Here is a 23,964-nt window from a genome sequence, read left to right on the forward strand (position 1 = left end):
CCTCTTTCCAGGCCGAGAAAATCCGATATATTGGACGTATGGATGATATATCGAATAGCATTACCGCCACGATCGGCAGGCGGATACGCTCCGAAAGAACGTTGAGGGGCTGGTCGCTTGCCGAATTGGCAGAGCGCTCGGACGTTTCGAAGGCGATGCTGAGCGCCATCGAACGCGGTACGACCAGTCCGACCGCGGCGCTTCTGGTGCGCATCGCGGCGGCCTTCGGCATGACGCTGTCGACGCTGATCGCGCGGGCCGAGATGCAAGGCGGCGGTATTTCGCGCCGGGATGAGCAGCCGATCTGGCAGGATCCGGCAACCGGGTACATCAGGCGGCATCTATCGCCGGCATCGCAGATGCCGCTGGAACTGGTCAGGGTCAGCCTTCCGGCAGGTGCCAGGGTCAGTTTGCCGGCGGCGTCCTACGCCTTCATCAAACAGCAGATATGGCTGATCGGCGGAAGGCTGGATTTCACCGAGGGCGATGTGGTGCACCGGCTCGAGCCTGGCGACTGCCTGGCGCTGGGCGCGCCCTCGGATTGCGTCTTTCATGCTCCCGGACCGGATGCGGCGGAGTATCTCGTGGCGCTGGTCAGGGACTGACTCCGATGTCTCGCCGGCCAAAACGCTCGCACAATGGCGGGCCGCCGCTCGACGACTATGACGGCCCGCCCTGGGGCAAGGGCGATGCCTACATTTTCCTCGCCTGGCGCGCCGCCCACGACAAGGCTTGGAAGGCGCCAAGCCACACCGTCATGCTGATGCGGCTGGAGAGAGCCGAACGGCTCGGTTTGACCTACGAGGAATATACGCTCGAGATCCTGGAGCGTGGCCGCCATCTCGGCGAGGAGGACGCCGACCGTATCGCCGAAATCAGGCGGGCGCGACGGCGGAAACGCATCAGCCATTTCGAATGACCTCGTCAACGACATATCATCACCTGGAGAGCACCAGCATGAACTCCCTTGAAATCCGGGCGCTGAGCGACGATGCGGCGACCATCGCGATGCTCACCGATCTGTTGATCGCGACGGTCGCCGCCGGCGGATCGGTGAGCTTCATGCATCCATTGTCGGCGGAGGCCGCGCGGGAATTCTGGCGCAAGTCGCTTGCCGCGGCGGCGCGCGGAGAAAGGGCGGTGCTGGGCCTATGGCAGGGCGAGGTGCTTGCCGGCACCGTCACGCTGTTGCTCGACTTCCCGCCCAACCAACCGCACCGCGCCGAGATCGCCAAGCTGATGACCGGCCGCGACTATCGCGGCAAAGGCATCGCGACCGCCCTGATGCGGGCAGCGGAGAAACTGGCCGTCGAGAAAGGCCGTACGCTGCTGGTGCTGGACACGGCCAGCGAAGAGGGCGCGGCCGGGCTTTATGAGAAACTTGGTTTCACCTTGGCCGGTGAGATCCCCGATTTCGCGTTCAAGCCACACGGCGGGCTCACCGGCACCCTCATCTACTGGAAACGGATCGGAGCAGCGGCCGACACGCTATCCTGAAATCCTGGCGATGCGCGACAGAAGCCAGCGGCGGAAATCCTGCTCGGCGCCGGAGAGCCGCGACGATGAGGGTCTCGTCAGGAAATGGCCCGACGGGCTCGAAAGCTCGAAATCCGAAAGCCTGACGAGAACCTTGTCCTTGAGGGCCGCGTCGATCAGCGGCCGCGAGCCAAGCAGCGCCCCGGCGCCGGCCTTCGCGGCTTCCATGGCGGCGACGAAACTGTCGAAGCGGTGCGAGCGCCGGGGATGGCCGGCAAGCCCCGCGGCGGCGAACCATTCCGCCCACATCTCGCGCGCGCCCGCCACCAGGAGAAGCGGCAACGACGTCCACTCGCCACCTTGGGCGAGCGGCGGAGCCGCGACCGGGACAAGCCGCTCGACGGTCAGCCGGTCGGCCTCGCGCCCGGGAAAGGATCCGTTGCCGAAACGTATGTCGAGCGCCGAGCCCGGCTGGTCGTAGTCGGCCGGCCGATGGATGGTCACCAGATCGAGCCGGATCTGCGGCAGCACCTTTGCCAGGTCCGGAAGAGCCGGGACCAGCACCAGCATCGCGAAAGAGATGGGGACGCGGATGCTGACGATCTGCACCGCACGCGGCTCGAACAGCTCGTTCGTGCTGTTGCCGATCGTCGCGAATGCCGACTGGATGTGCGGGAGATAGGCCGCACCTTCCGGCGACAGAGCCACGCCGCGCGCCAGACGCGCGAACAATCGCGTTTTGAGCCGCTCCTCCAGAAAACGGATGTGCTGGCTGACGGCGGCTTGCGTGAGTCCGAGCTCGGCGGCCGCGGCGGTGAAGTTCGACAGGCGGGCGGCCGCCTCGAAACTGCGCAGCCAGTCGAGCGGAGGTATCGCATCGAAAGTTCTTCCAGCCATCAGAAATTTAGCGCCATCACCCGAAAAACGATAATTTGAATTATGCCTTTGATGAAGCCACCATGCAATCCGCACCCGCAGCCGCGGATATAGGATGGGAGCTATTGGGCATGTTGATGACAGTGACGCTGGGCGACGAGGGACGAACCATCGAGCTTGGCTGGAAGGACGGAGCGCGCAGCCGCTTCCATGCCATATGGCTGCGCGACAACGCGCTGGACGACAAGACGCGCAGCGCCGGCAACGGCCAGCGGCTGATCACCATCCTCGACATTCCGGCCGAGACGCGGATCGGCGCGGCTACGATCAAGGGCGAGTTGCTCGAAGTCACATTCGCTCCTGAAGGCAAGACCGTCGGCTTTCCCGCCGGCTGGCTGCGCAGTCATGCCTATGATCGCCAGCAGGCGCGCGAACCCGGCTGGACGGGAGGCGACATAGAGCGCTGGACGAAAGCCACGATGCAGAATTCCGTGCCGCGCGCGACCTATGCGGAGGCCAGCCGCGACAGCGATGTGCTGCGGCATTGGCTGGCCGCGGTCCGCAGCTTCGGCTTTGCCGTGATGGATGGCCTGCCTGCCGAATCCGGCGCGCTGTGCAAGGTGGCGGACCTGTTCGGCTATATCAGGGAGACCAATTACGGGCGCTGGTTCGAGGTGCGGGCCGAGGTCAATCCGAACAATCTGGCCTACACCAATCTCGGCCTGCAGGCGCATACCGACAATCCCTATCGCGATCCGGTGCCGACGCTGCAGATCCTCGCCTGCATCGAGAACACGGTCGAAGGCGGCGAGTCCAGCGTCATCGACGGGTTCGCGGTGGCTGCCGCACTTCAGTCGGAAAACCCGGACGGCTTCCGGCTGCTCTCTTCCTATCCGGCGCGTTTCGAATATGCCGGCTCGTCGGGCGTGCGGCTCCAGTCCAAGCGGCCGATGATCGAGCTCGGGCCCGATGGGGAGCTCATCTGCATCCGCTTCAACAACCGCTCGCTGGCGCCGGCGGTCGACGTGCCCTTCGCCGCGATGGAGAAATACTATGCGGCCTACCGCCGGTTTGCCGAGCTGATCGAGGATCCTGCTTTCGAGGTGACGTTCAAGCTCGAGGCGGGACAATCCTTCATCGTCGACAACACCCGCGTCATGCATGCGCGCAAGGCGTTTTCCGGCAGCGGCAAGCGCTGGCTGCAGGGCTGCTACGCCGACAAGGACGGCCTGCTGTCGACGCTTGCGGCGATCGAGCATGGTTGCAAGGAGGCGGCGGAATGAAGCCCAACGAATTGAACGCAGGCAACATCGTCGAATTCATCGCCGATATTTTCGAGCGCCGCGGCGCCGAATCCTATCTCGGCGAGCCGGTCACCATGTCGGAGCATATGCTGCAGGGCGCGTGGCTGGCCGAGCAGGACGGCGCGCCGGAGGAGCTTGTAGCGGCGGCGCTGCTGCACGACATCGGCCACTACACCAGCGAGTTCGGCACCTATTCGCCCGACGACGTCGAGGACAAGCACCATGACGAGGCGGGCGGTGAGGTGCTGGCGCCCTTCTTCCCGCCGGTCATCGTCGAATGCGTCAGGCTGCATGTCTCGGCCAAGCGCTATCTCTGCGCCACCGATCCGACCTATTTCGGCAAGCTGTCGCCAGCTTCGGTGCATACGCTGTCGCTGCAGGGCGGGCCGATGAACGCGGAGGAGGTGGCTGAGTTCCGCAGCAATCCCTTCCACGACGAAGCGGTGCGCGTGCGCATCTGGGACGAAGGCGGCAAAATCGCCGACATGAAGACGCGGGCCTTTCGCGACTACGTGCCGTTGCTCGAGCGGGTGGTGAAGAAGTTCGCGGCTGAAAACGCGGCCTAGCCGAACATAACCGGGAAGGAGGCGGCCATGTGTTTTTGCTTCGATGGCGAAAGCGCGCTGGTTGCATACCTGCCGGACGGCTGCCGCGGCCTCCTGCCGGCCGCAAGTGCTCGCGCGCCGGATCCAATTGCTTCCAGGCCCAAGGGGCGGAATGGCCAGGCCTCATTGGAACCCGACGATGCCGAGCTTAGCGGGCTCCTTGCTGTCGTGGGCAAACGGAGGTATTAGCCGCGCCCTGCATGTGGCCAGTTCGTTTTCAACGGGCCGTGCCGGTACCGACAACGCTTTTTGATGGAGGCGACGATGAGATATTGTTCAGGCATTTCGCGCCTTCGCGGCGGACGGACCAGTTGAGCCGCTACCGCGGATATCAAACTTCCTGATGATGCGAGCGCCGTCCGCGACCTGCGGCGGGCAGTTATATTCTCTGCGCGGTTGATACGCGCGGAGCACAACGACGGCGAGCGAGCGCTTTCCGCGAACGCTGACGGCCGTCCGAAGAACTCAGATGCGCCTTTGCAACACTTAAGCAGGCTGTTGTAAACATTAAGAGAATGGCGCTTGCGTCATGTTTGTGTCGAGCCTAGAGAGCCCGCCATCTATAACCCGTCATTCCCGAGAGGAGACCTGTCAATGATCCCGCAATCCAGATCGTCACGATCCGTGCCGACGCTGGAAATGCGCGCGGCTGACAGGGTTCCAACAGGGAAGAACGGTCATGGCAAGGTCCATGCTCCAGCGCAGGCAAGACGCCGAGCGCGAACGTATCGAAGCTTATGATGCAAGGCTGCGGCAGGTTTTCGCCGCCACGCGTCCCGTTCCGGATTTCGAGCGGGCACTGGACGATGCACGCTCGGGCTTTGCCGGCGTGGCGATCCGCGACGGCGCGCTGTGGTGTCCGAAGCTGAAGACGCGCGACCGTGCGCGCCTGCGGCTGGCTGCGGCACGCTATCTCTATGCGCGTTATCCGGTTTCCGCCGCGCTAGAGAGTGTCTGGCTGGACAGCACGGGCCTGGACGCCGACGAGATTGCGCTCCGCAAGAGCTGGTATGTGACGGTCGCGCGTGGCGATTCGCTCTACAAGGCCGGCGCCAACGCATGGCTGTCGCGCAAGGAGGTGCATTGCTTCCTCAACGCGTCCGGCGACGTCGGCTTCGCCGAGGCATTCTGGCTGGCGATCGCCCGGTCCTACACGGATGACAAGGGGTTGGCGGCCCGGCTTGCGCGAACGAAGATCGCGCGCACGCCGCGCCGCGAACTGGCCTTCTGGCGCGAGGTGGTGCGCTTCTTCTGCGGACATCCCGCTTCGAAGGAGGAGATCGACGATCTGTGCGATTACATCGGCGCCATGCATCAGCGTGATACGGCCTACAGCCTGAAGGGGCGCACGCTCCCATCGCTGCGCCGCCAGATGTTGGACTGGCATCGCGACATCGCCGCGATCGAGCGCATCGAGGCCATGCGCCGGCGCGCCGCTGGACGTCCCCAACGAGGCGCTGGAACGCAGGCCGAGCGCGGTGCCTGGGACGGGTCGCGCCTCGAGGACTGGGAATGGCAACCCTCGGCCAAGGAGGCGAAGGTGCGCGGCGAGCGCTTCTTCGTTCGGCAGTTGAAGACGGCTGAGGATCTGGTCGCCGAGAGCCGCGCGATGCATCACTGCGTGTCGACATACGCGGCCAAATGCATCGCTGGAAACGCCTCGATCTGGGTGCTGCGGCGTACGGCCCTAGGCAAGATCGAGCGACTCCTGACGATTGAGGTCGATCCGCAGAACCGCGCGGTCCAGGTGCGCGGTTTCGGCAACCGCCTGGCCTTGCCGGAGGAGCGCAAGATCATCGAGCGCTGGGCCAAGGCAAGAGGTGTGATGCTCAGGGCCTAAACTGAAGACCCGCGTGACGGAGACGCCGCGCGGGTCTTTTGCACAACAGCAACTATGCCTTGTGGTACACCTCCTGCAGCCCATAGACGGGCGTCGGCAGGCCGACCTGCCTGGCTTTGAGCTGCAGCGACAGATACTGCGAATAGTGGCGCGACTGGTGCAGGTTGCCGCCGTGGAACCAGAGCGCTTCCTGCTGCGTCGGCTTCCACATGTTGCGCTGCTCGCCCTCCCAGGGACCCGGATCCTTGGTGGTGGCGGAGCCGAGGCCCCAGACCTTGCCGACCTTGTCCGCCACCTCTTGCGAGATGAGGTCGGCGGCCCAGCCGTTCATCGAGCCGTAGCCGGTGGCATAGATCACCAAGTCAGCCGGCAATTCGGTGCCGTCAACGAACTTGACGCCGGTTTCGGTGAGTTCCTGCACCGCGGCGCCCGGTCCGCTCTTCAGCTTGATCGAGCCGTCGATGACGAGGTCGCAGGCGCCGACGTCAATGTAGTAGCCGGAGCCGCGGCGCAGATATTTCATGAACAGGCCCGAGCCGTCGTCGCCCCAGTCGAGCATGAAGCCGGTCCTTTCCAGGTCGTCGTAGAATTTCGCGTCGCGTTCCTTCATCTGCCGGTAAAGCGGGATCTGGAACTCATGCAAGATGCGGTAGGGCAATGAAGCGAAGATCATGTCGGCCTTGCCCGTCGTCATGCCGCTCTCCACCGCCTGCTCGGAGTAGAGCGCGCCAAGCCCGATATCCATCAGCGTGTCCGACTTGACGATGTGGGTCGACGAGCGCTGCACCATGGTCACGTCGGCGCCGCCTTCCCACAGCGCCGCGCAGATGTCGTGGGCCGAGTTGTTGGAGCCGATGACCACCACCTTCTTTCCGCGGTATTTGTCCGGTCCGGGATGGGTCGAGGAGTGCTGTTGCTCGCCCTTGAAGATGTCCTGGCCTTTGTATTTCGGCCAGTTCGCCTTGCCCGACATGCCGGTCGCCAGCACCAGTTGCTTCGGCTTGAGCACGATCTCCTTGCCGCCGCGCTCGACGACGATCGTCCATTCCTTGGCCTTCTCGTCGTATTTGGCGGATTTGGCGGTGGTGGAAGACCAATAGTTCAGCTCCATCACCTTGGTGTACATTTCCAGCCAGTCGCCGATCTTGTCCTTGGGCGCGAAGACCGGCCAGTTCTTCGGGAAGTCGATATAGGGCAGGTGATCGTACCAGACCGGGTCGTGCAGGCAGAGCGACTTGTAGCGCTTGCGCCAAGAGTCGCCCGGACGCTCGTTCTTCTCGACGATGATGGTAGGCACGCCGAGCTGTTTCAGCCGGGCGCCGAGCGCGATACCGCCCTGGCCTCCGCCGATGATCACGACATAGGGTTGCTTGGTGTGGCCGAGCTCGGCGATCTCGTCGTCGCGCTCCTCACGCCACGTCTTGCGGCCCTTGCCGTGGCCGTGCTTGGCGCCGAGAGGACGCGTGAAGCCGGCCTTCTCCTCATGGCCTTTCAGCTCCGCCATGGTGGTGAGCAGGGTCCAGATCAGGTCGCCCTTGAACCGCACGAGGCCAAAGCCGCGCGCCACGCTCGTCTCGAAGGTGATCCAGGCGGTGATGACGCCGCCGTCTTCGCTCGCTTCCTCGCCCTTGGCCACCGCCCATCCGGCCGGCTTGGTGCTGGCCAGCGTCGCCTGCAGCATGTCGCGGATCTGGTCCTGGCCCTCCATCGTCTTCAGATTCCAGGTGAAGGTGACGAGGTCGCGCCAGTAGCAATCGGCCTGGAAGCAGTTGACGGCGCTGTCGATGTCGCCGGCTTCCAGCGCCTTGCCGAACTTGTCGAGCAGCGCTTGCGCCTTGGTGGTGGGTGTTCTCTCGAGCATTTGTTCTCCTCCACTTTGCTAGAGTCCGGCATGAGCAGTAAGCAGCCTGCCAACCGCGATGCTCATGAGCGATTGCAATGAAATCAATCTGTTAGGACGATATGGGCTTGGATCGGCCGTGCCGGGTCGGGTCGACGGGTATCGATGCAGCGCAGCCAGGATTGAACTATGACATCGTCGCGAGACGATCGCACGCCGGACAGGACCTGCTCGATCTCGCGTATGTGCTCGCCAGCCATGCGTCCTCCTCGCACGTCTTTTGCCCGCGTATAGTGGTGCGTCGGAGAGCGACGCTCAACTGTACTATGGTAGCTGTGGGTGGTTGTGCGCAGGCGCCGTCTCTCACAGGCGAGTGAATTCGCGCTGGACCCCATTGACGAGCCCGCGTTTTGGCCCTTATTGTCCGCGCCCATGAAAACGGCACTCATTCTCGTAGGCTGGCGCGTGGGCAAGGCGGTGTAACCGCCGGGCGAAAACCTCCCATGCGCATCACACAGGCTCCCTCGGGGGCCTTTTTTATTGCCTTGAACACGACTAAACGACCAGCAAATCGCCAGGCGGCGAACATTACGGGACCAGACCGATGAGCAACGGACAGAACGAGCGGCGCGAAATGACGGGCGCGGAGATGGTGGTGCAGGCGCTGAAGGACAACGGCGTCAAGCATGTCTTCGGCTATCCGGGCGGCGCCGTGCTTCCGATCTACGACGAGATTTTCCAGCAGGACGAGGTCGAGCACATTCTGGTGCGGCACGAGCAGGGCGCCGGCCACGCGGCCGAAGGCTATGCGCGCTCGACCGGCAAGGCCGGCGTGCTTTTGGTGACGTCCGGTCCCGGGGCCACCAATGCGGTGACGCCGCTGCAGGACGCGCTGATGGATTCGATCCCACTGGTCTGCCTCACCGGCCAGGTGCCGACCTCGCTGATCGGCTCCGACGCCTTCCAGGAATGCGACACGGTTGGCATCACGCGACCCTGCACCAAGCACAACTGGCTGGTGAAGGACGTCAACGAGCTCGCCGCCACCATCCATGAGGCGTTCCATGTCGCGACGACCGGCCGACCCGGCCCGGTCGTGGTCGATATTCCGAAGGACGTGCAGTTCGCCAAGGGCACCTACGTGCCGCCGCAAACGGCGCCGCGCACCAGCTATCAGCCGAAGGTCCAGGGTGACCTGGAAAAGGTGAAGGCCGCGGTCGAGCTGATGGCCGGCGCGAAGAGGCCGATCATCTATTCGGGCGGCGGCGTCATCAATTCCGGTCCGGAAGCCAGCCATCTGCTGCGCGAGCTGGTCGATCTCACCGGTTTTCCGATCACCTCGACGCTGATGGGCCTCGGCGCCTATCCGGCCTCCGGCAAGAACTGGGTCGGCATGCTCGGCATGCACGGTACCTACGAAGCCAATATGGCCATGCATGATTGCGACGTGATGGTCTGCATCGGCGCGCGCTTCGACGACCGCATCACCGGCCGGCTCAACGCCTTCTCGCCGAACTCGAAGAAGATCCACATCGATATCGACCCATCGTCGATCAATAAAAACGTTCATACAGAGGTGCCGATCATCGGCGATGTCGGCAGGGTGCTCGAAGATATGGTGCGGCTGTGGCGGGCGACCGCCAAGGTCGACAAGAAGGCGCTCTATCCCTGGTGGGAGCAGATCGCGAAATGGCGGGCGCGGGATTCGCTCGCCTACAAGATGAACAACGACGTCATCATGCCGCAATACGCGATCCAGCGGCTCTACGAACTGACCAAAGATAAGGACACCTACATCACCACCGAGGTCGGCCAGCACCAGATGTGGGCGGCGCAGCACTATCATTTCGACAAGCCGAACCGCTGGATGACGTCGGGCGGCCTCGGCACCATGGGCTATGGCCTGCCGGCCGCGCTCGGCGTGCAGATCGCGCATCCCGACGCGCTGGTCATCGACATTGCCGGCGACGCTTCGGTGCAGATGACCATGCAGGAGATGAGCTCGGCGGTGCAATACGAGGCGCCGATCAAGATATTCATCCTCAACAACCAGTATATGGGCATGGTGCGCCAATGGCAGCAGCTGCTGCACGGCAACCGGCTGTCGCATTCCTACACCGAGGCGATGCCGGATTTCGTCAAGCTGGCGGAAGCCTATGGCGGTCACGGCATTCGCTGCGACAAGCCGGACGAGCTCGACGACGCGATCCGCGAGATGATCACGGTGAAGAAGCCGGTGCTGTTCGACTGCCGCGTGGCGACCTTGGCCAACTGCTTCCCGATGATCCCGTCGGGCAAGGCGCATAACGAGATGCTGCTACCTGACGAGGCGACCGACGAGGCGGTGGCCAACGCCATCGACGCCAAGGGCAGGGAATTGGTGTAGGCGGCCATCAAGGCGGGGCTGTCGCGAGAAAGCCGTGCGCAAACAGAGAATTAGCTCAAAAGTTTGAAATCGAGATTCACCTTATGAACGCACAGCACCTTCAACCGACCGGCTCCGCCTATTTTATCGCCAAGGAAACCGAAAAGCCGGAAACGCACACGCTTTCAGTGCTGGTCGACAACGAGCCGGGCGTGCTTGCCCGCGTCATCGGCCTGTTTTCCGGTCGTGGCTACAACATCGAAAGCCTTACCGTTTCCGAGACCGAGCATGAGAAACATCTGTCGCGCATCACCATCGTGACGCGCGGCACGCCGCATGTGATGGAGCAGATCAAGCATCAGCTCGAGCGCATCGTGCCGGTGCACCGGGTGGTCGACCTGACCGTGCGCTCGCATGAGCTTGGGCAGGAGCGGCCGCTGGAACGCGAGCTCGCGTTGGTGAAGGTCGCCGGCACCGGCGACGCCCGGGTCGAGGCGCTGAGGCTCGCGGATGCTTTCCGCGCCTCGGTCATCGACGCCAACACCGAGCATTTCATCTTCGAGATCACCGGCAAGGGCTCCAAGCTCGACCAGTTCATCGCCATCATGAAGCCACTCGGCCTGGTCGAGATCTGCCGCACCGGCGTCGCCGCGATGAACCGCGGTCCGCAGGGAATGTGAACAGGACGACCGTCCTGTTTCAAAACTTTGGCCCGGCGGTTGCCCGTTTCTGGCTTTTGCGCATTTGCTAAAAGGACAGTAAGGCTGACATATCCGGGAGGATAACATGTCGCTCGACGCATTCCTTGCCCTGTTGGTCTATGCCTTCGTGACTTCGATCACGCCGGGGCCGAACAACCTCATGCTGCTCGCTTCCGGCGTCAATTTCGGCATCGCCAGGACGGTTCCGCATATGCTGGGCATCAGCATCGGCTTCCTGGTCCTGTTGCTGGCCGTCGGCTTCGGGCTCGGCGCGGTGCTGACGGCGGTGCCGGCGCTGCATACGGCGCTGAAGATCGCCGGCGCCGCCTACCTGCTCTACCTCGCCTGGAAGATCGCCATGTCGCGCTCGATAAGCGACGGAAAAGGGGCGCAGGGCCGGCCGATGCGCTTCATCGACGCCGCCGCATTCCAGTGGGTCAATCCCAAGGCATGGGTGATGGCGATCACCGCGATGGCCGTCTACACCAATGCCGATCACCCGTTCGTCTCGGTGGCGCTCATCTCGATCGCCTTCACCATCGTCAACCTGCCCAGCGTTTCGGTATGGGCCGGCTTCGGCACGGCGCTGCGCGGCTTCCTGTCGGATCCGGTGCGGCTGAAATGGTTCAACATCGCGATGGGCGTGCTGCTGGCGGCGACGCTATGGCCGATGCTCCGTTAGATATGCCGATATTCAGGTGAGGCCGGCCTGCAAACGCTGGCTTTCTGCGCTTCCGGTGCTCACGTAGGAAAAGTACGCTCCGCTCCGGTTCTCGAAAACTATCGTTTTCGACTCGGCCTGACCTGAATCTCAACACATCTGACAGTTTTCGGACTGGTCGCAGAGGCGTTAGTTGGGTTCGTTTGCCGGCTGCCTAGCCATTGTGCAGTGCACATTAAATCTTCGTAATGCCCCGTTTTGGCCCTTTTCGGCCAAAGCCTTGTCCTATCTACTCCACGAAAATCGCGGCACGAGGCCGTGAAGCGAGCTAGAATGGACCACCGGGATCGGCGTGTCGGGTAGAAGGCTTATTGTCGATGCGCGGAAAAATCGCCTTTGCAGTTGTTGCGGTCGCCGGTCTGGCGGGCGCCGGGCTCTATCTTTCGCCCACGACGTCGGCCAAGGTCCAGCAGCTGATTTCGGGCAAGCAGGCCAGCGTGGCCGCCACGGACAAGACGGCGAGCGGCGATAAGGCGGCCGGTGCCCCGGACAATGCGAAAGGCGACAATGCGAAAGGCGGTGGTCCGCGTTCGGCCTCGATCGTCTCCGCCACCGCGACGACAGCCGATTTTCCGATCCGCCGCTATGCCATCGGCTTCGTCTCGTCACCGGAGGTGGTCAATATCAATGCCCGTGTTTCCAGCCAGATCGTGTCGATCGCGGTCAGGGACGGGCAGATGGTCAAGGCCGGCGATCTGCTCATTTCGCTCGATGACCGCGCGCTGAAGGCGCAGCTCGCCAAGGATCAGGCGCAGCTCGCCAAGGACCAGGCGATGCTGGTAAGCGCCCAGGCCGATCTGCAGCGCGCCAAGGACCTCGTCGCCAAGCAGGCCGGCACGCAGCAGACCTACGATCAGGCGCTGGCGGCGCAGAAGGCCGCTGCCGCCACCATCGACGCCGACAAGGCGACCATAGATGCCGACACCGTGCAGTTGAGCTATGCAACGATTACGGCGCCGATCTCGGGCCGGCTCGGCGCGGTCAACGTGTCGGTCGGCGATCTCGTCACCACCAGCAACGGCAACTCGAGCAGCTCGACGCCGCTGGTCACCATCACGCAGATGGATCCGCTGCAGGTGAACTTCACGCTGCCCGAGAGCAACCTTGCCCTGTTGCACAAGGCGCTCTCCGATCCACAGCAAGGCGACGTGACGCTGACCAAGACCGGTGATCCCACGCCGATCGGCAAGGGCACACTCGATTTCGTCGATTCCAGCGTCGATACGGCCTCCGGCACCATCGCCACGCGGGCGAGCATACCGAATCCGGATCTTTCGCTGTGGCCTGGGCAATATGTGAACGTGGTGCTCGAGGCCGGCATGATGCCGCAGATGACCTCCGTTCCGACGGTCGCGGTGCAGCCCAGCCAGAAGGGGCCGTTCGTCTATGTCGTCAAGCCGGACAACACCGTCGAGATGCGGCCGGTGCAGGTGGCGCTGACGGAAGGCCAAAACAGCGCCATCAGCGACGGGCTCAAGAGCGGCGAGAAGGTCGTCGTCGAAGGCCAGACACGGTTGAAAAACGGCGCGGCGGTGCATGAAGGCAAAGCCGCCGCGGGATCCGGTGAACAGGCATCGCCCAAGGTCGCGGAGGCCGACAAGGCCGGCGGGGCGAGCCAATGATCTCCGAATTCTGCATCCGCAAGCCTGTCGCCACCCTTCTGATGTCGTTCGCCCTCATTCTGGGCGGTATTTTTGCCTACAAGTTCCTGCCGGTGGCGGCGCTGCCCAGCGCCGAATTCCCGGTGGTCAACGTTTCGGCCAGCCTTCCCGGTGCTTCGCCGGAGACGATGGCGACATCGGTGGCGACGCCGCTGATCAAGCAATTCGCGACGATCGCCGGCATCGATTCGATCTCGACCACCAATTCGCTCGGCCAGACCTCGATCGCCATCCAGTTCGTGCTCAACCGCGACATCGATGCCGCGGCCGCGGACGTCCAGGCGGCGATCGCGCGCACGCAAAGATCGCTGCCGCCGGAAATGACCTCGCCGCCAAGCTATCGCAAGGTCAATCCGGCCGACGCGCCGATCCTCCTGATGTCGCTGGTCAGCGACACGGTCCCGCTGACCGACCTCGACGCCTTCGCGGAAAACGTCATGTCACCGTCGCTGTCGACCATCGACGGCGTGGCCCAGGTCTCGATCTTCGGCCAGCAGAAATACGCCGTGCGCATCCAGATCGATCCGACCGCGCTGGCCGCGCGCGGCATCTCGATCGATCAGCTGCAGGCCGCCATCACCTCGGCCAACAGCAACACTCCGCTCGGCGTGCTGCAGAACAACAAGCAGCAGCTGACGATCACTGCCAACACGCAGCTTACCGACGCCGCAGCCTTCTCCAACCTCATCATCGCCACCAAGAACGGCCGCCCGGTGCGGCTGGGCGACGTGACGCGCGTCGTCGATTCCGTGCAGACCACGACGACGGCGAGCTGGTATGACGGCACGCGCGCGATCATCATGGCCGTGCAGCGCCAGCCCGACGCCAATACCGTCGACGTCGTCGACAAGGTCAAGGCGATGCTGCCGTCCTTCCAGGACCAGATGCCAGGCGCCGCCCAGATCAAGCTGCTCAACGACCGCTCGACATCGATCCGCCAGGCCGTCGACGACGTTCAGTTCACGCTGCTCTTGACCATCGCGTTGGTGGTGCTGGTGATCTTCGTATTCCTGCGGCGAGTGACGGCGACGATCATCCCGGCGGTGGCGGTGCCGATCTCGCTGATCGCCACGCTTGGCGCTATGTTCCTGTTCGGCTTCTCGATCGACAACATCTCGCTGATGGGATTGACTTTGGCCGTCGGCCTTGTCGTCGACGACGCCATCGTCATGCTGGAAAACATCTTCCGCCATATGGAAGAGGACGGGCTGTCCGCCTTCGACGCTTCGTTGAAGGGGGCGCGCGAAATCGGCTTTACCATCATCTCGATCTCGATTTCGCTGGTGGCGGTGTTCATTCCGGTGCTTCTGATGGGCGGCGTCATCGGCCGCATCTTCAACGAATTCGCCGTCGTGGTGACCGTCGCCATCCTGGCCTCGATGTTCGTGTCGCTGACGCTGACGCCGATGCTCTGCTCGCGTCTGTTGTCGGTGACCAAGGCCGATCGCGAAAAGCACGCCCCCGGTCATAAGCCGGACCTCATCACGCGCGGCTATGACCGGATCTTGGGCTTCTGCCTGCGAAACACTTTCCTGGTGTTCCTCGTCTTCATCGCGACCGCCGCGGCGTCGGTGTGGGTGATCCAGGTCTCCCCGAAGGGCTTCTTTCCGCAGGAGGATATCGGCCAGATATCGGTGACCACGATCGCGCGCCAGGACATCTCGTTCGACGCCATGGCGAAGCTGCAAGGGCAGGTGGCCAGCGTGTTTTCGAAGTCGCCCTATGTCGACCATGTGGCCTGGTCGGCGGGCAGCGGCAACAACGCGCTCAACCAGGGCCAGCTCTTCGTCCAGCTCAAGGGCAAGGATCAGCGGCCCAATATCGAGAAGGTGCTTTCGGATCTGAGACGCCAGCTGGCCGGCGTGGCGGGCATCGAGACCTATATGCAGCCCGTGCAGAACCTGCGGCTCGGCTCGCGGTCGTCGGCCAGCGCCTATCAGCTCGTGGTGCAGGGGCTCGACACCGGCCAGACCGACATCTGGGCGCAGAAGCTGAACGACGCGATGGCCGCGGACCATACGAAATTCACCGACGTCACCAGCGACCTGCAAAACAACGCATTGCAGGCCTCGCTGGTAATCGACCGCGACAAGGCCGCCCAACTCGGCATCGACACCGACACGCTGCGTTCCGCCCTCTATGGCGGCTTCGGCACCGACCAGGTTTCGACGATCTTCGGTTCGGCCGACAGCTATGAGGTCATCACCGAGCTTGATCCCAAGATCGAATGGTCGCCCGAGCGGATGCTCGCCATCCAGATGCGGACGGCGAGCGGCAGCCTGGTGCCTCTCGGCGCCTTCGCCCATGTCGACCGCACGGCCGGCGCGCTGACGATCAATCAGCTCGGTCAGCTTCCGGCGGTGACGATCTCCTACAACCTGCCGCAAGGCGTATCGCTCGGCGACACGGTGACCCGCATCGACCAGCTCAAGGAACAGATCGGCATGCCGAAGGAGATCTCGACGAGCTTTGCCGGCACGGCCAAGACCTTCCAGGATTCGCTTGCCAATCAGGGGCTGCTGATCGGCGGCGCGATCCTGACGATCTATATCGTGCTTGGCATGCTCTATGAGAGCTTCATCCACCCGCTCACCATCCTCACCGGCCTGCCGTCGGCGGTGCTGGGCGCCGTGGTGGCGCTGCGCTTCGCCGGCATGGATCTGTCGGTGATCGCGGTGATCGGCATCCTGATGCTGATCGGCATCGTCAAGAAGAACGGCATCATGATGGTCGACGTCGCGCTGGAGCTCAGGCGGCAGGGCATGTCGGCGAGGGACTCCATCCACAAAGCCTGCCTGATGCGCTTCCGGCCGATCATGATGACGACGCTTGCGGCGTTGATGGGCACGTTCCCGATAGCGCTCGGCACCGGCGCCAGCGCCGAATTGCGCCAGCCGCTCGGCGTTGCCGTGGTCGGCGGCCTGCTCGCCTCGCAGGCGCTGACGCTGTTCGTCACGCCGGTGATCTACGTCTATTTCGAGAATTTCTCGGGCTGGCTGCTCAGCTTCTCGTCGAAGAAGAGCCGGCCGGCGCTGCATGTGGTGGAAAGCGGCGAGCAAGCCTCGCTGTTCGACGGCGAACCCGAGCCGCAGAAGACGGCAGCCGAGTAGATCGCTCCGACTGGCCCAAGCCGTGGCGCTTGCGGCCGGCCGCAGCCGATCCTAGTCTGTGACCATGTCCCATGATCATGACCACGACAACGAGCTCGATCCGTTCGCGGCGCGCGTGCGCGCGCTGGAGACGATCCTGACCCAAAAGGGCCTGATCGACCCTGCGGCCATCGACGTCATCGTCGACACCTATGAAACGAAGATCGGCCCGCGCAACGGCGCGCGGGTGGTGGCGAAGGCCTGGAACGATCCTGACTATGCCGGATGGCTCAAGCGCGACGCGACCGCGGCGATCGCGTCGCTGGGCTACACCGGCCGGCAGGGCGAGCACATCCAGGCCGTGTTCAACACCGAGGAGACGCACAATCTTGTCGTCTGCACGCTCTGCTCCTGCTATCCGTGGTCGGTGCTCGGCCTGCCGCCGGTCTGGTACAAGGCGCCGCCTTACCGCTCGCGGGCGGTCATCGATCCGCGCGGGGTGCTGGAGGAGTTCGGACTGATACTGCCGGCGGAGAAGAAAATCCGCGTCTGGGATTCGACGGCAGAGCTTCGCTACCTGGTGGTGCCGATGCGTCCCAAGGGGACCGAGGGTTGGAGCGAAGAGCAGCTCGCCGGACTGGTCAGCCGCGATGCGATGATCGGCACCGCGCTTGCCAAAGAGCCGGAAGGGGAACCGGCATGAACGGACCGCAGGATCTCGGCGGTCAAATGGGTTTCGGGCCGGTCGCGCCCGAGAAGGACGAGCCCTATTTCCACGCGGCGTGGGAGCGGCGGGCGCTGGGCGTGACGCTCACCGCCGGCGGCATGGGCGCCTGGAATATCGACGAGAGCCGGCATGCGCGGGAATCGCTGCATCCCGCCGACTATTACTCATCGAGCTACTACCAGATCTGGATCAAGGCGCTGGAAACGCTCCTGAAACGCCACGGCTTCATCACCGAGCGCGACCTTGCCGCCGGCAAGGCCGTGGATGCGGCCACGGTGCCGAAAAGAGTGCTGAAGGCGTCGGATGTACCCGCAGTGCTCGCTAAGGGCGGGCCGTGCAACCGGCCGGTCGCCGCGCCGGCGCGTTTCCGCGCGGGCGATCGCGTGCGGACGAAGAATTTCAACCCGACCGGCCATACGCGCCTGCCGCGTTATGCGCGCGGCAAGAACGGCAGGATCGAGGCGGTGCGCGACGGCTTCGTCTTCCCCGACAGCAATGCGCACGGCAAGGGCGAGAACCCGCAATGGGTCTACACCGTGGTGTTCGACGGGGCCGAGATCTGGGGCGAGGGCGCCGATCCGACGCTCAGCGTCTCGATCGACGCCTGGGAGAGCTATCTTGAGCCGGCATGAAGGTGCGTTGCCGGCTGGTTTCGGCGAGCCGATCTTTGCCGAGCCGTGGCAGGCCGAAGCCTTCGCCCTGACCGTTGCGCTGCACGGCAAGGGCCTGTTTTCGTGGAGCGAATGGGCGGAGGCCTTATCCGCCGAGGTGAAGCAGCCAGGCGCGGCAACGGACGGTCACGATTATTACGAGCATTGGCTGGCGGCGCTGGAGAAGCTTTTATCCAGGAAGGGTGTCGCCCGCAAGGGCGAGGTGGATGAACTCGCCGCCGCCTGGGAACGCGCCGCGCATGCGACGCCACACGGCAAGCCGATCCTGCTGGAGAACGATCCAGGGTCCTGACGGCAAACTATTTGCTGCCGGACCAAAAAGGTCAGTTTATATTTCCGTTACCCCAGTTCGGGTTCGTATGGGCACTCGGTTGCAAATATTAAGGCTGCCTGCGACCATGCAATCATGATGAAAATATCCGGCGCCCCATGGCCTTTGCTGCAAATCGCGATCGAGGCGAAGTCGAGAGCCGATGAGGAGAAGTTACGTGTCGCCCTGTCGACACTGGCCGATGAGGATCCGTCCTTCCGCGTCAAGACCGACGCGGAAAGTGGCCAGACCATAATTTTCGTCACAGGCGAGCTTCACCTCGACATCATCGTCGATCGCATCCGCCGCGAGTTCAAGGTCCAGGTCAATGTCGGCGCGCCGCAGGTGGCTTATCGCGAGACGATCACCCGCAAGCAGGAGCAGGACTACACGCACAAGAAGCAGACTGGCGGTACGGGTCAGTTTGCTCGCGTCAAGATATTGTTCGAACCAAACCCGGAAGGCATCGAGTTCGAGTTCGAATCGAAGATCGTCGGTGGCGCGGTTCCGAAGGAATACATCCCGGGTGTCGAGAAGGGCATCGGCAGCGTCATGACGTCCGGCCCGTTTGCGGGCTTCCCGATGATCGGCGTAAAGGCGACACTGATGGACGGCGCCTACCATCATACCGACTCTTCGGCGCTCGCATTCGAGATCGCCGGCCGCGCCTGTTTCCGTGAAGCCGCACCCAAGCTTGGTGTACAATTGCTCGAACCGATCATGAAGATCGAGGTGGTGACGCCGGAAATCTACGTCATCAGCATTATCGGCGACCTGCACGGCCGCCGCGGTCTGGTCAAGAGTCGGATAGGCCGCGGCGAGGCCATCGTCGTCAACGCGATGGTGCCGCTGGCCACCATGTTCAAGTACTTCGACAACCTGCGCTCGATGAGCCGGGACCATGCGACCTACACGATGCAGTTCGACCACTACGCGCCCGTTCCGACGGCTGACCGTGATCCACCCCCGCCCCCGGCAGTGGCTGCCTACGGCTGACTTGCACTCGCTGGACTGGGTTGCGCCCACGGCATTGGCTTTTTGTTCTCTTTACGTTCCTATTTGTGGCTGATAGCCTGAGTTGTCGGAGGCGTTTGCGCCCGCAGCCGACAACGGTCGATATGGCGGCCAATCTTGTCTTTCGTCAGCGAATCCGGTCTGTCGCACTGATGGAATTTTCTCCCCAGCAGGATGAGGCTCTGAAAGCGGTCGGGCGCTGGCTCAAGGAGGGCCGGCCGCAGGTCTTTCGGCTGTTCGGCTATGCCGGCACCGGCAAGACGACGCTGGCGCGCTATTTCGCCGAGCATGTCGACGGCCAGGTGCAGTTCGCCGCCTTCACCGGCAAGGCGGCGCAGGTGCTGCGCTCGAAGGGGGCGACCAACGCCCGCACCATCCATTCGCTGATCTATAGGCCGAAGGGCGAGGAATCGGTTGAGGACGAGGTGACCGGCAAGACCTCGATGTCGCCGACCTTCTCGCTCAACCGGCAAAGCCCGATTTCGCGCGCCAAGCTTGTCGTCATCGACGAATGCTCGATGGTCGACGAGCAGCTCGGTCGCGACCTGCAAAGTTTCGGCACGCCGATCCTGGTGCTCGGCGACCCGGCGCAGCTGCCGCCGATCTCGGGCGGCGGCTTCTTCACCGAGCATGAGCCGGACGTTCTGTTGACCGAGATCCATCGCCAGGCGCGCGACAATCCGATCATCCGGCTGGCGCTCGACGTGCGCGAGGGCCGCGAATTCATGCATGGCGACTACGGCACGGCGCAGGTGATCGGCAGGGAAGCAGTCAACCAGGAGCTGGTTCTCAAGGCCGATCAGGTGCTGGTCGGCACCAACCGCACGCGCCGGCGCTACAATCAAAGGCTGCGCGAGCTGAAGGGGTTCAACGCCGACTTCCCGCAAGCCGGCGACAAGCTGGTCTGCCTGCGCAACGACCCGGCCAAGGGGCTGCTCAACGGTTCGCTGTGGAAGGTGATGACCTCGTCGCGCGAGACGGTGAAGCCCGGCATCAACCTTTTGGTCTCGCCGGAAGAGGACGACCCCGACCGCGGCGTCGCCAAGATCAAGCTGCTCAAGGCGGCATTCGAGGATCCGGATGCCGAGATCCCCTGGCAGCAGAAGAAGCGCTTCGACGATTTCGATTACGGCTATGCGCTGACCGTGCACAAGGCGCAGGGCTCGCAGTGGAACGACGTGGTGCTGTTCGACGAGAGCTGGGCGTTCAAGGAGACCAGGCAGCGCTGGCTCTACACCGCCATCACCCGCGCCGCCGAGCGGCTGACGGTCGTGCGCTAGGGTTGTTGGGATTCAGGTGAGGCCGGCCTGCAAATGGCGGCTTCCTGCGCTTCCGGTGCTCACATACGTCAAGCACGCTCCGCTCCGGCCTTCGCCGGCCGAAGCTCTCATAAGCGTCTCCGCTCTATGAAGGCTACGGCCGGCGTAGGCCGGTTCCCGGAAACCATCCAGTTTGGTCGCTTCGCGCCCGTCTTCGACTCCGGCTCGGCCTGACCTGAATCTCAACAACCCTAGTCCGTTGGTCTTGCGCCAAGCCATTGCCAGGCGGCTTCCTCGTCGTCGACGCCAAAGCGCCTGAATTCGAAAGGCAGCGTCTTGGGGAAAAGGCCGGCGACGAGGGGGGCCCAGCTCGGCTCGCCGATGGCCGCGCAGCGCACGACATGTTGCATCGCGTCGGCCACGCCCTGCTTGAGCGTGTCTTGCTTGATATTGGCCCAGTCGACGCTTTCCTCGTCGGTCAACCTCACCAGCACGTCGATCCTGGGATGCAGCGCGTAGGCGGCCTCCAGCAGGCCGAACAGGTTTTCCGCATCGGCCGGCGAGACATCGCCGACGACGTCGATGGCGAAAAGCGCATCGCGATTGGTCTCGATGCGGCGGATCGCCGGCACGGCTTCGAGGAAATTCACTGGCAAATCCTTATCTTAGCCTCCATCTATCCCCTGGAACACGCGAAACCCTCTATCTGTTCCCGTCAAAGGCGCTATAGATGCGCGCCGATCCACTGGACCCCAGCTCATGCCCGCCAAGCTTTCGGTCAATCTCAACGCCGTCGCCATGCTGCGCAACCGTCGCGACCTGCCATGGCCGAGCGTGACCGGACTTGGCCGCATAGCGCTTGCCGCCGGCGCGCACGGGCTGACGGTGCATCCGCGCCCTGACGAGCGGCACACCAGGCATTCCGACCTGCCGGAGATCAGGGCGCTGATCGATGATGAGTTTCCGGGCGCGGAGTTCAACATCGAGGGCTATCCGACCGAGGATTTCCTGGCGCTTGTCGAAAAGAACCAGCCCGAGCAAGTGACGCTGGTGCCGGACGACCCTGCGCAGGCGACTTCTGACCATGGCTGGAACTTCGTCGCCCAGGCGGCGTTCCTCACTCCGATCGTCAAGCGGTTGAAGAAGGGCGGGTTTCGCGTGTCTTTGTTTTCCGACGCGGATCCGGACGCAGTCAGTGCGGCTCGCGACACCGGCGCCGACCGCATCGAGCTCTATACCGGGCCATATGGAGGTTACCATTCTGATTCCGCAAAGGCGGCGAAAGAACTGGAAAGGTTGGGAAAAACCGCTGATGCGGCGTTCGCGGCCGGGCTCGGTGTCAATGCCGGCCACGATCTGACCGTGAAGAACCTGCCGCCGCTGGCCAAACGCATTCCGGCATTAGCCGAAGTATCGATCGGACATGGGTTGACAGCGGATGCGCTGGAGTATGGCATGGCCGGCACTGTCGGGCGGTTCTTGAAGGCCTGCGGATGGTAGGGCGCCTTGCGTAACTCCGGCAGTTTCGGTGCGTCCCGCGCGTTGCGGCGACCTCGAAGCGTGGCGAATCTGATGAAATGGGGTTCATGGTGCTAGCCAACGCCAGCGAGACGGAATCCCTCGAACGCTCGGGCCAGGCCGAAACCGAGCGGCAGCACAGCACCAAGGTTCTCATGCTTGGCGCGCTGGGCGTCGTCTACGGCGATATCGGCACGAGCCCGATCTACGCCTTCCGCGAGGCGCTGCATGCCTCGTCGAGCTCGGTCGCCCGCCATGACGTGCTCGGCGTGCTGTCACTGATCGTCTGGGCGCTCACCATCATTGTCACGATCAAATATGTCGCCTTCGTGCTCAGGGCCGACAACAAGGGCGAAGGCGGCACGCTGTCGCTGATGTCGCTGGCGCGCAGCGCCTACCCCCCGGGCTCGCGTTTCATCCTGGTTATCGGCCTTTGCGGCGCGGCATTGTTCTTCGGCGATTCGATCATCACGCCGGCGATCTCGGTGCTTTCGGCGGTTGAGGGCCTGAAAGTCGTCACCCCGGCGCTCGATGCCTATGTGGTCCCGATCACGCTGGTCATCCTGGCCGTGCTTTTCGCCGTGCAACGCTTCGGCACGGGCAAGGTGGCGGCGGTGTTCGGACCGGTGACGGCGACATGGTTCGTGGCCATCGGAGCGGCTGGGGTCTATCATATCGTCGACGACCCGTCCGTCTTCCTGGCGATCAATCCATATTACGCGATCTATTATCTCGCCACCACGCCGACGGGCGCCTTCGTCACCGTGGGTGCTGTGTTCCTGGCCGTCACCGGCGCCGAGGCGCTCTATGTCGACCTCGGCCATTTCGGCCGCAAGCCGATCGTGATGGCCTGGTTCGCAATCGTTTTCCCTTGCCTGCTCCTGAATTATTTCGGGCAGGGCGCCTTCGTGCTCTCGCATGGCGGCAAGCCCACCAACCCGTTCTTCCAGATGCTGCCCGAATGGGCGCTGATGCCGATGGTGGGCCTGGCGACCGCGGCCACCGTCATCGCCAGCCAGGCCGTCATTTCCGGCGCCTTCTCGCTGACAAGGCAGGCGGTGCAGCTCAACCTTCTGCCCCGTATCGAGGTGCAGCATACTTCCGAGATGCAGAGCGGCCAGATCTATATGCCGAGGGTCAATCTCCTGGTGGCACTCGGCGTCATGCTTCTGGTCGTCGGTTTCGGCAGCTCGAGCGCGCTCGCCTCGGCCTATGGCATTTCGGTGACCGGCGAGATGCTGATGACAACGATCCTTTTGTTCGTCGTCATGCGCTGGCTCTGGAGATGGCAGGTTGCGGCCGCACTGGCGCTGGCATTGCTGTTCGGCGTCATCGATCTCGGCTTCTTCTCGGCCAACGTCGTCAAGATCGTCGAAGGGGGCTGGGTGTCGATCACCGTCGCCTGCCTCATGGGCCTGATCATGTGGACCTGGATCCGCGGAACCCGCTACCTCTTCGACAAGACGCGTCGCAACGAGATCCCGCTCGACTTCCTGGCGGCAAATCTCCTGAAGAAGAAGCCGCAGCTCGTTTCGGGCACCGCCGTGTTCCTGACCAGCGATCCGCTGAGCGCCCCCACGGCGCTGATGCACAGCCTGAAGCACTACAAGGTGCTGCACGAAAAGAATGTCATCCTGTCGGTGGTGACGGCGCCGCAGCCAGTCGTGCCGGACAGCGAGCGCGTCAAGCTGGAGACGGTCAACGAGCTTTTCATGCGCGTGACGCTGACCTTCGGCTACATGGAGCAGCCGAACATTCCGCGCGCCTTGGCCATCTGCCGCAAGCAGGGCTGGAAGTTCGACATCATGACGACGTCGTTCTTCCTGTCGCGCCGTTCGCTGAAAGCCTCGCCCAATTCCGGCATGCCGGTCTGGCAGGATCGCCTGTTCATCGGCCTTGCGCGGACGGCAGCGGATGCGACGGAGTATTTCCAGATTCCCACCGGACGCGTGGTCGAGATCGGCACGCAGGTCGCTATCTGACGAGG

The 23,964-nt window shown here is 63.5% G+C and carries 20 protein-coding genes and 1 pseudogene; 18 read left to right on the forward strand and 3 right to left on the reverse strand.

Features of this window, described 5'->3' with window-relative positions; genetic code table 11:
* Positions 1-38: 38 nt before the first annotated feature.
* The 3 genes from LB520_RS00605 to LB520_RS00615 are packed head-to-tail and all read left to right on the forward strand — an operon-like array spanning position 39 to position 1,497.
* On the forward strand, positions 39-605 hold the full coding sequence (locus tag LB520_RS00605) for a helix-turn-helix domain-containing protein (protein WP_224636042.1): 567 nt from the start codon (positions 39-41) through the stop codon (positions 603-605).
* A gap of 5 nt (positions 606-610) precedes the next feature.
* Positions 611-919, forward strand: coding sequence for a hypothetical protein (locus tag LB520_RS00610; RefSeq protein ID WP_224636043.1), 309 nt, complete (start codon positions 611-613; stop codon positions 917-919).
* Positions 920-957: 38 nt separating this feature from the next.
* Complete coding sequence (locus LB520_RS00615; protein WP_224636044.1) at positions 958-1,497, forward strand: GNAT family N-acetyltransferase; 540 nt, start codon at positions 958-960, stop codon at positions 1,495-1,497.
* Here the strand turns inward: LB520_RS00615 and LB520_RS00620 are convergent.
* Positions 1,489-2,373, reverse strand: coding sequence for a LysR family transcriptional regulator (locus LB520_RS00620; RefSeq protein WP_140839846.1), 885 nt, complete (start codon positions 2,371-2,373; stop codon positions 1,489-1,491). The genes LB520_RS00615 and LB520_RS00620 overlap by 9 nt on opposite strands.
* A gap of 110 nt (positions 2,374-2,483) precedes the next feature.
* Here LB520_RS00620 and LB520_RS00625 point away from each other — a divergent pair, with 110 nt between their 5' ends.
* The 3 genes from LB520_RS00625 (at position 2,484) to LB520_RS00635 (ending at position 6,101) form a co-directional block, all read left to right on the forward strand.
* A complete protein-coding gene (locus tag LB520_RS00625) occupies positions 2,484-3,635 on the forward strand; it encodes a gamma-butyrobetaine dioxygenase (RefSeq protein WP_140839848.1) in 1,152 nt (383 codons plus the stop codon).
* Entirely contained in the window at positions 3,632-4,222 is a 591-nt protein-coding gene (locus LB520_RS00630) for an HD domain-containing protein (protein WP_140839850.1), read from the forward strand. Before LB520_RS00625 ends, LB520_RS00630 begins: the two co-directional genes overlap by 4 nt.
* Before the next feature lie 718 nt (positions 4,223-4,940).
* Positions 4,941-6,101, forward strand: coding sequence for a PcfJ domain-containing protein (locus LB520_RS00635; RefSeq protein ID WP_140839852.1), 1,161 nt, complete (start codon positions 4,941-4,943; stop codon positions 6,099-6,101).
* A gap of 52 nt (positions 6,102-6,153) precedes the next feature.
* Here the strand turns inward: LB520_RS00635 and LB520_RS00640 are convergent, their stop codons facing one another.
* Positions 6,154-7,962 (reverse strand): NAD(P)/FAD-dependent oxidoreductase, encoded by a 1,809-nt coding sequence (locus LB520_RS00640; protein ID WP_224636045.1) that lies wholly within the window; start codon positions 7,960-7,962, stop codon positions 6,154-6,156.
* A 583-nt stretch (positions 7,963-8,545) separates the two neighbouring features.
* On the opposite strand from LB520_RS00640, the gene LB520_RS00645 reads away from it, so the two are divergent.
* From LB520_RS00645 to LB520_RS00690, 10 genes and pseudogenes are all read left to right on the forward strand, one after another.
* The gene (locus LB520_RS00645) at positions 8,546-10,327 is read left to right on the forward strand and encodes an acetolactate synthase 3 large subunit (protein ID WP_224636047.1); all 1,782 of its coding nucleotides are present in this window, start codon (positions 8,546-8,548) and stop codon (positions 10,325-10,327) included.
* An 83-nt stretch (positions 10,328-10,410) separates the two neighbouring features.
* Positions 10,411-10,986: an acetolactate synthase small subunit gene (gene ilvN, locus LB520_RS00650; RefSeq protein WP_027169049.1), complete on the forward strand. Its 576-nt coding sequence runs from the start codon at positions 10,411-10,413 to the stop codon at positions 10,984-10,986.
* Between the two features lie 106 nt (positions 10,987-11,092).
* Complete coding sequence (locus LB520_RS00655; RefSeq protein ID WP_224545426.1) at positions 11,093-11,689, forward strand: LysE family translocator; 597 nt, start codon at positions 11,093-11,095, stop codon at positions 11,687-11,689.
* Between the two features lie 356 nt (positions 11,690-12,045).
* The gene (locus LB520_RS00660) at positions 12,046-13,350 is read left to right on the forward strand and encodes an efflux RND transporter periplasmic adaptor subunit (RefSeq protein WP_224636048.1); all 1,305 of its coding nucleotides are present in this window, start codon (positions 12,046-12,048) and stop codon (positions 13,348-13,350) included.
* Positions 13,347-16,499, forward strand: coding sequence for an efflux RND transporter permease subunit (locus tag LB520_RS00665; RefSeq protein WP_224636050.1), 3,153 nt, complete (start codon positions 13,347-13,349; stop codon positions 16,497-16,499). The genes LB520_RS00660 and LB520_RS00665 overlap by 4 nt, the downstream gene beginning before the upstream one ends.
* Before the next feature lie 64 nt (positions 16,500-16,563).
* Positions 16,564-17,181: a nitrile hydratase subunit alpha gene (nthA, locus tag LB520_RS00670; RefSeq protein WP_224636051.1), complete on the forward strand. Its 618-nt coding sequence runs from the start codon at positions 16,564-16,566 to the stop codon at positions 17,179-17,181.
* On the forward strand, positions 17,178-17,837 hold the full coding sequence (nthB, locus tag LB520_RS00675) for a nitrile hydratase subunit beta (protein ID WP_224636052.1): 660 nt from the start codon (positions 17,178-17,180) through the stop codon (positions 17,835-17,837). The genes nthA and nthB overlap by 4 nt, the downstream gene beginning before the upstream one ends.
* Positions 17,824-18,168, forward strand: a complete 345-nt coding sequence (locus LB520_RS00680; RefSeq protein WP_224636053.1) for a nitrile hydratase accessory protein — start codon at positions 17,824-17,826, stop codon at positions 18,166-18,168. Before nthB ends, LB520_RS00680 begins: the two co-directional genes overlap by 14 nt.
* Before the next feature lie 135 nt (positions 18,169-18,303).
* A pseudogene (gene fusA, locus LB520_RS00685) lies at positions 18,304-19,182 on the forward strand (elongation factor G); the annotation flags it as partial.
* A 170-nt stretch (positions 19,183-19,352) separates the two neighbouring features.
* The gene (locus LB520_RS00690; protein WP_095764795.1) at positions 19,353-20,480 is read left to right on the forward strand and encodes an ATP-dependent RecD-like DNA helicase; all 1,128 of its coding nucleotides are present in this window, start codon (positions 19,353-19,355) and stop codon (positions 20,478-20,480) included.
* 230 nt (positions 20,481-20,710) lie between these two features.
* On the opposite strand, the gene LB520_RS00695 is transcribed toward LB520_RS00690, so the two are convergent.
* The gene (locus LB520_RS00695; protein ID WP_140626916.1) at positions 20,711-21,109 is read right to left on the reverse strand and encodes an STAS/SEC14 domain-containing protein; all 399 of its coding nucleotides are present in this window, start codon (positions 21,107-21,109) and stop codon (positions 20,711-20,713) included.
* Between the two features lie 109 nt (positions 21,110-21,218).
* Between LB520_RS00695 and LB520_RS00700 the strand changes: the two genes are divergently transcribed.
* Both LB520_RS00700 and LB520_RS00705 read left to right on the forward strand, forming a co-directional pair.
* Complete coding sequence (locus tag LB520_RS00700; RefSeq protein ID WP_095764797.1) at positions 21,219-21,959, forward strand: pyridoxine 5'-phosphate synthase; 741 nt, start codon at positions 21,219-21,221, stop codon at positions 21,957-21,959.
* An 86-nt stretch (positions 21,960-22,045) separates the two neighbouring features.
* On the forward strand, positions 22,046-23,959 hold the full coding sequence (locus tag LB520_RS00705; protein WP_224636054.1) for a potassium transporter Kup: 1,914 nt from the start codon (positions 22,046-22,048) through the stop codon (positions 23,957-23,959).
* The last annotated feature ends 5 nt before the right edge of the window (positions 23,960-23,964 follow it).

The organism is Mesorhizobium sp. CA12 (genome assembly GCF_020165255.1).
GTDB lineage: Bacteria > Pseudomonadota > Alphaproteobacteria > Rhizobiales > Rhizobiaceae > Mesorhizobium.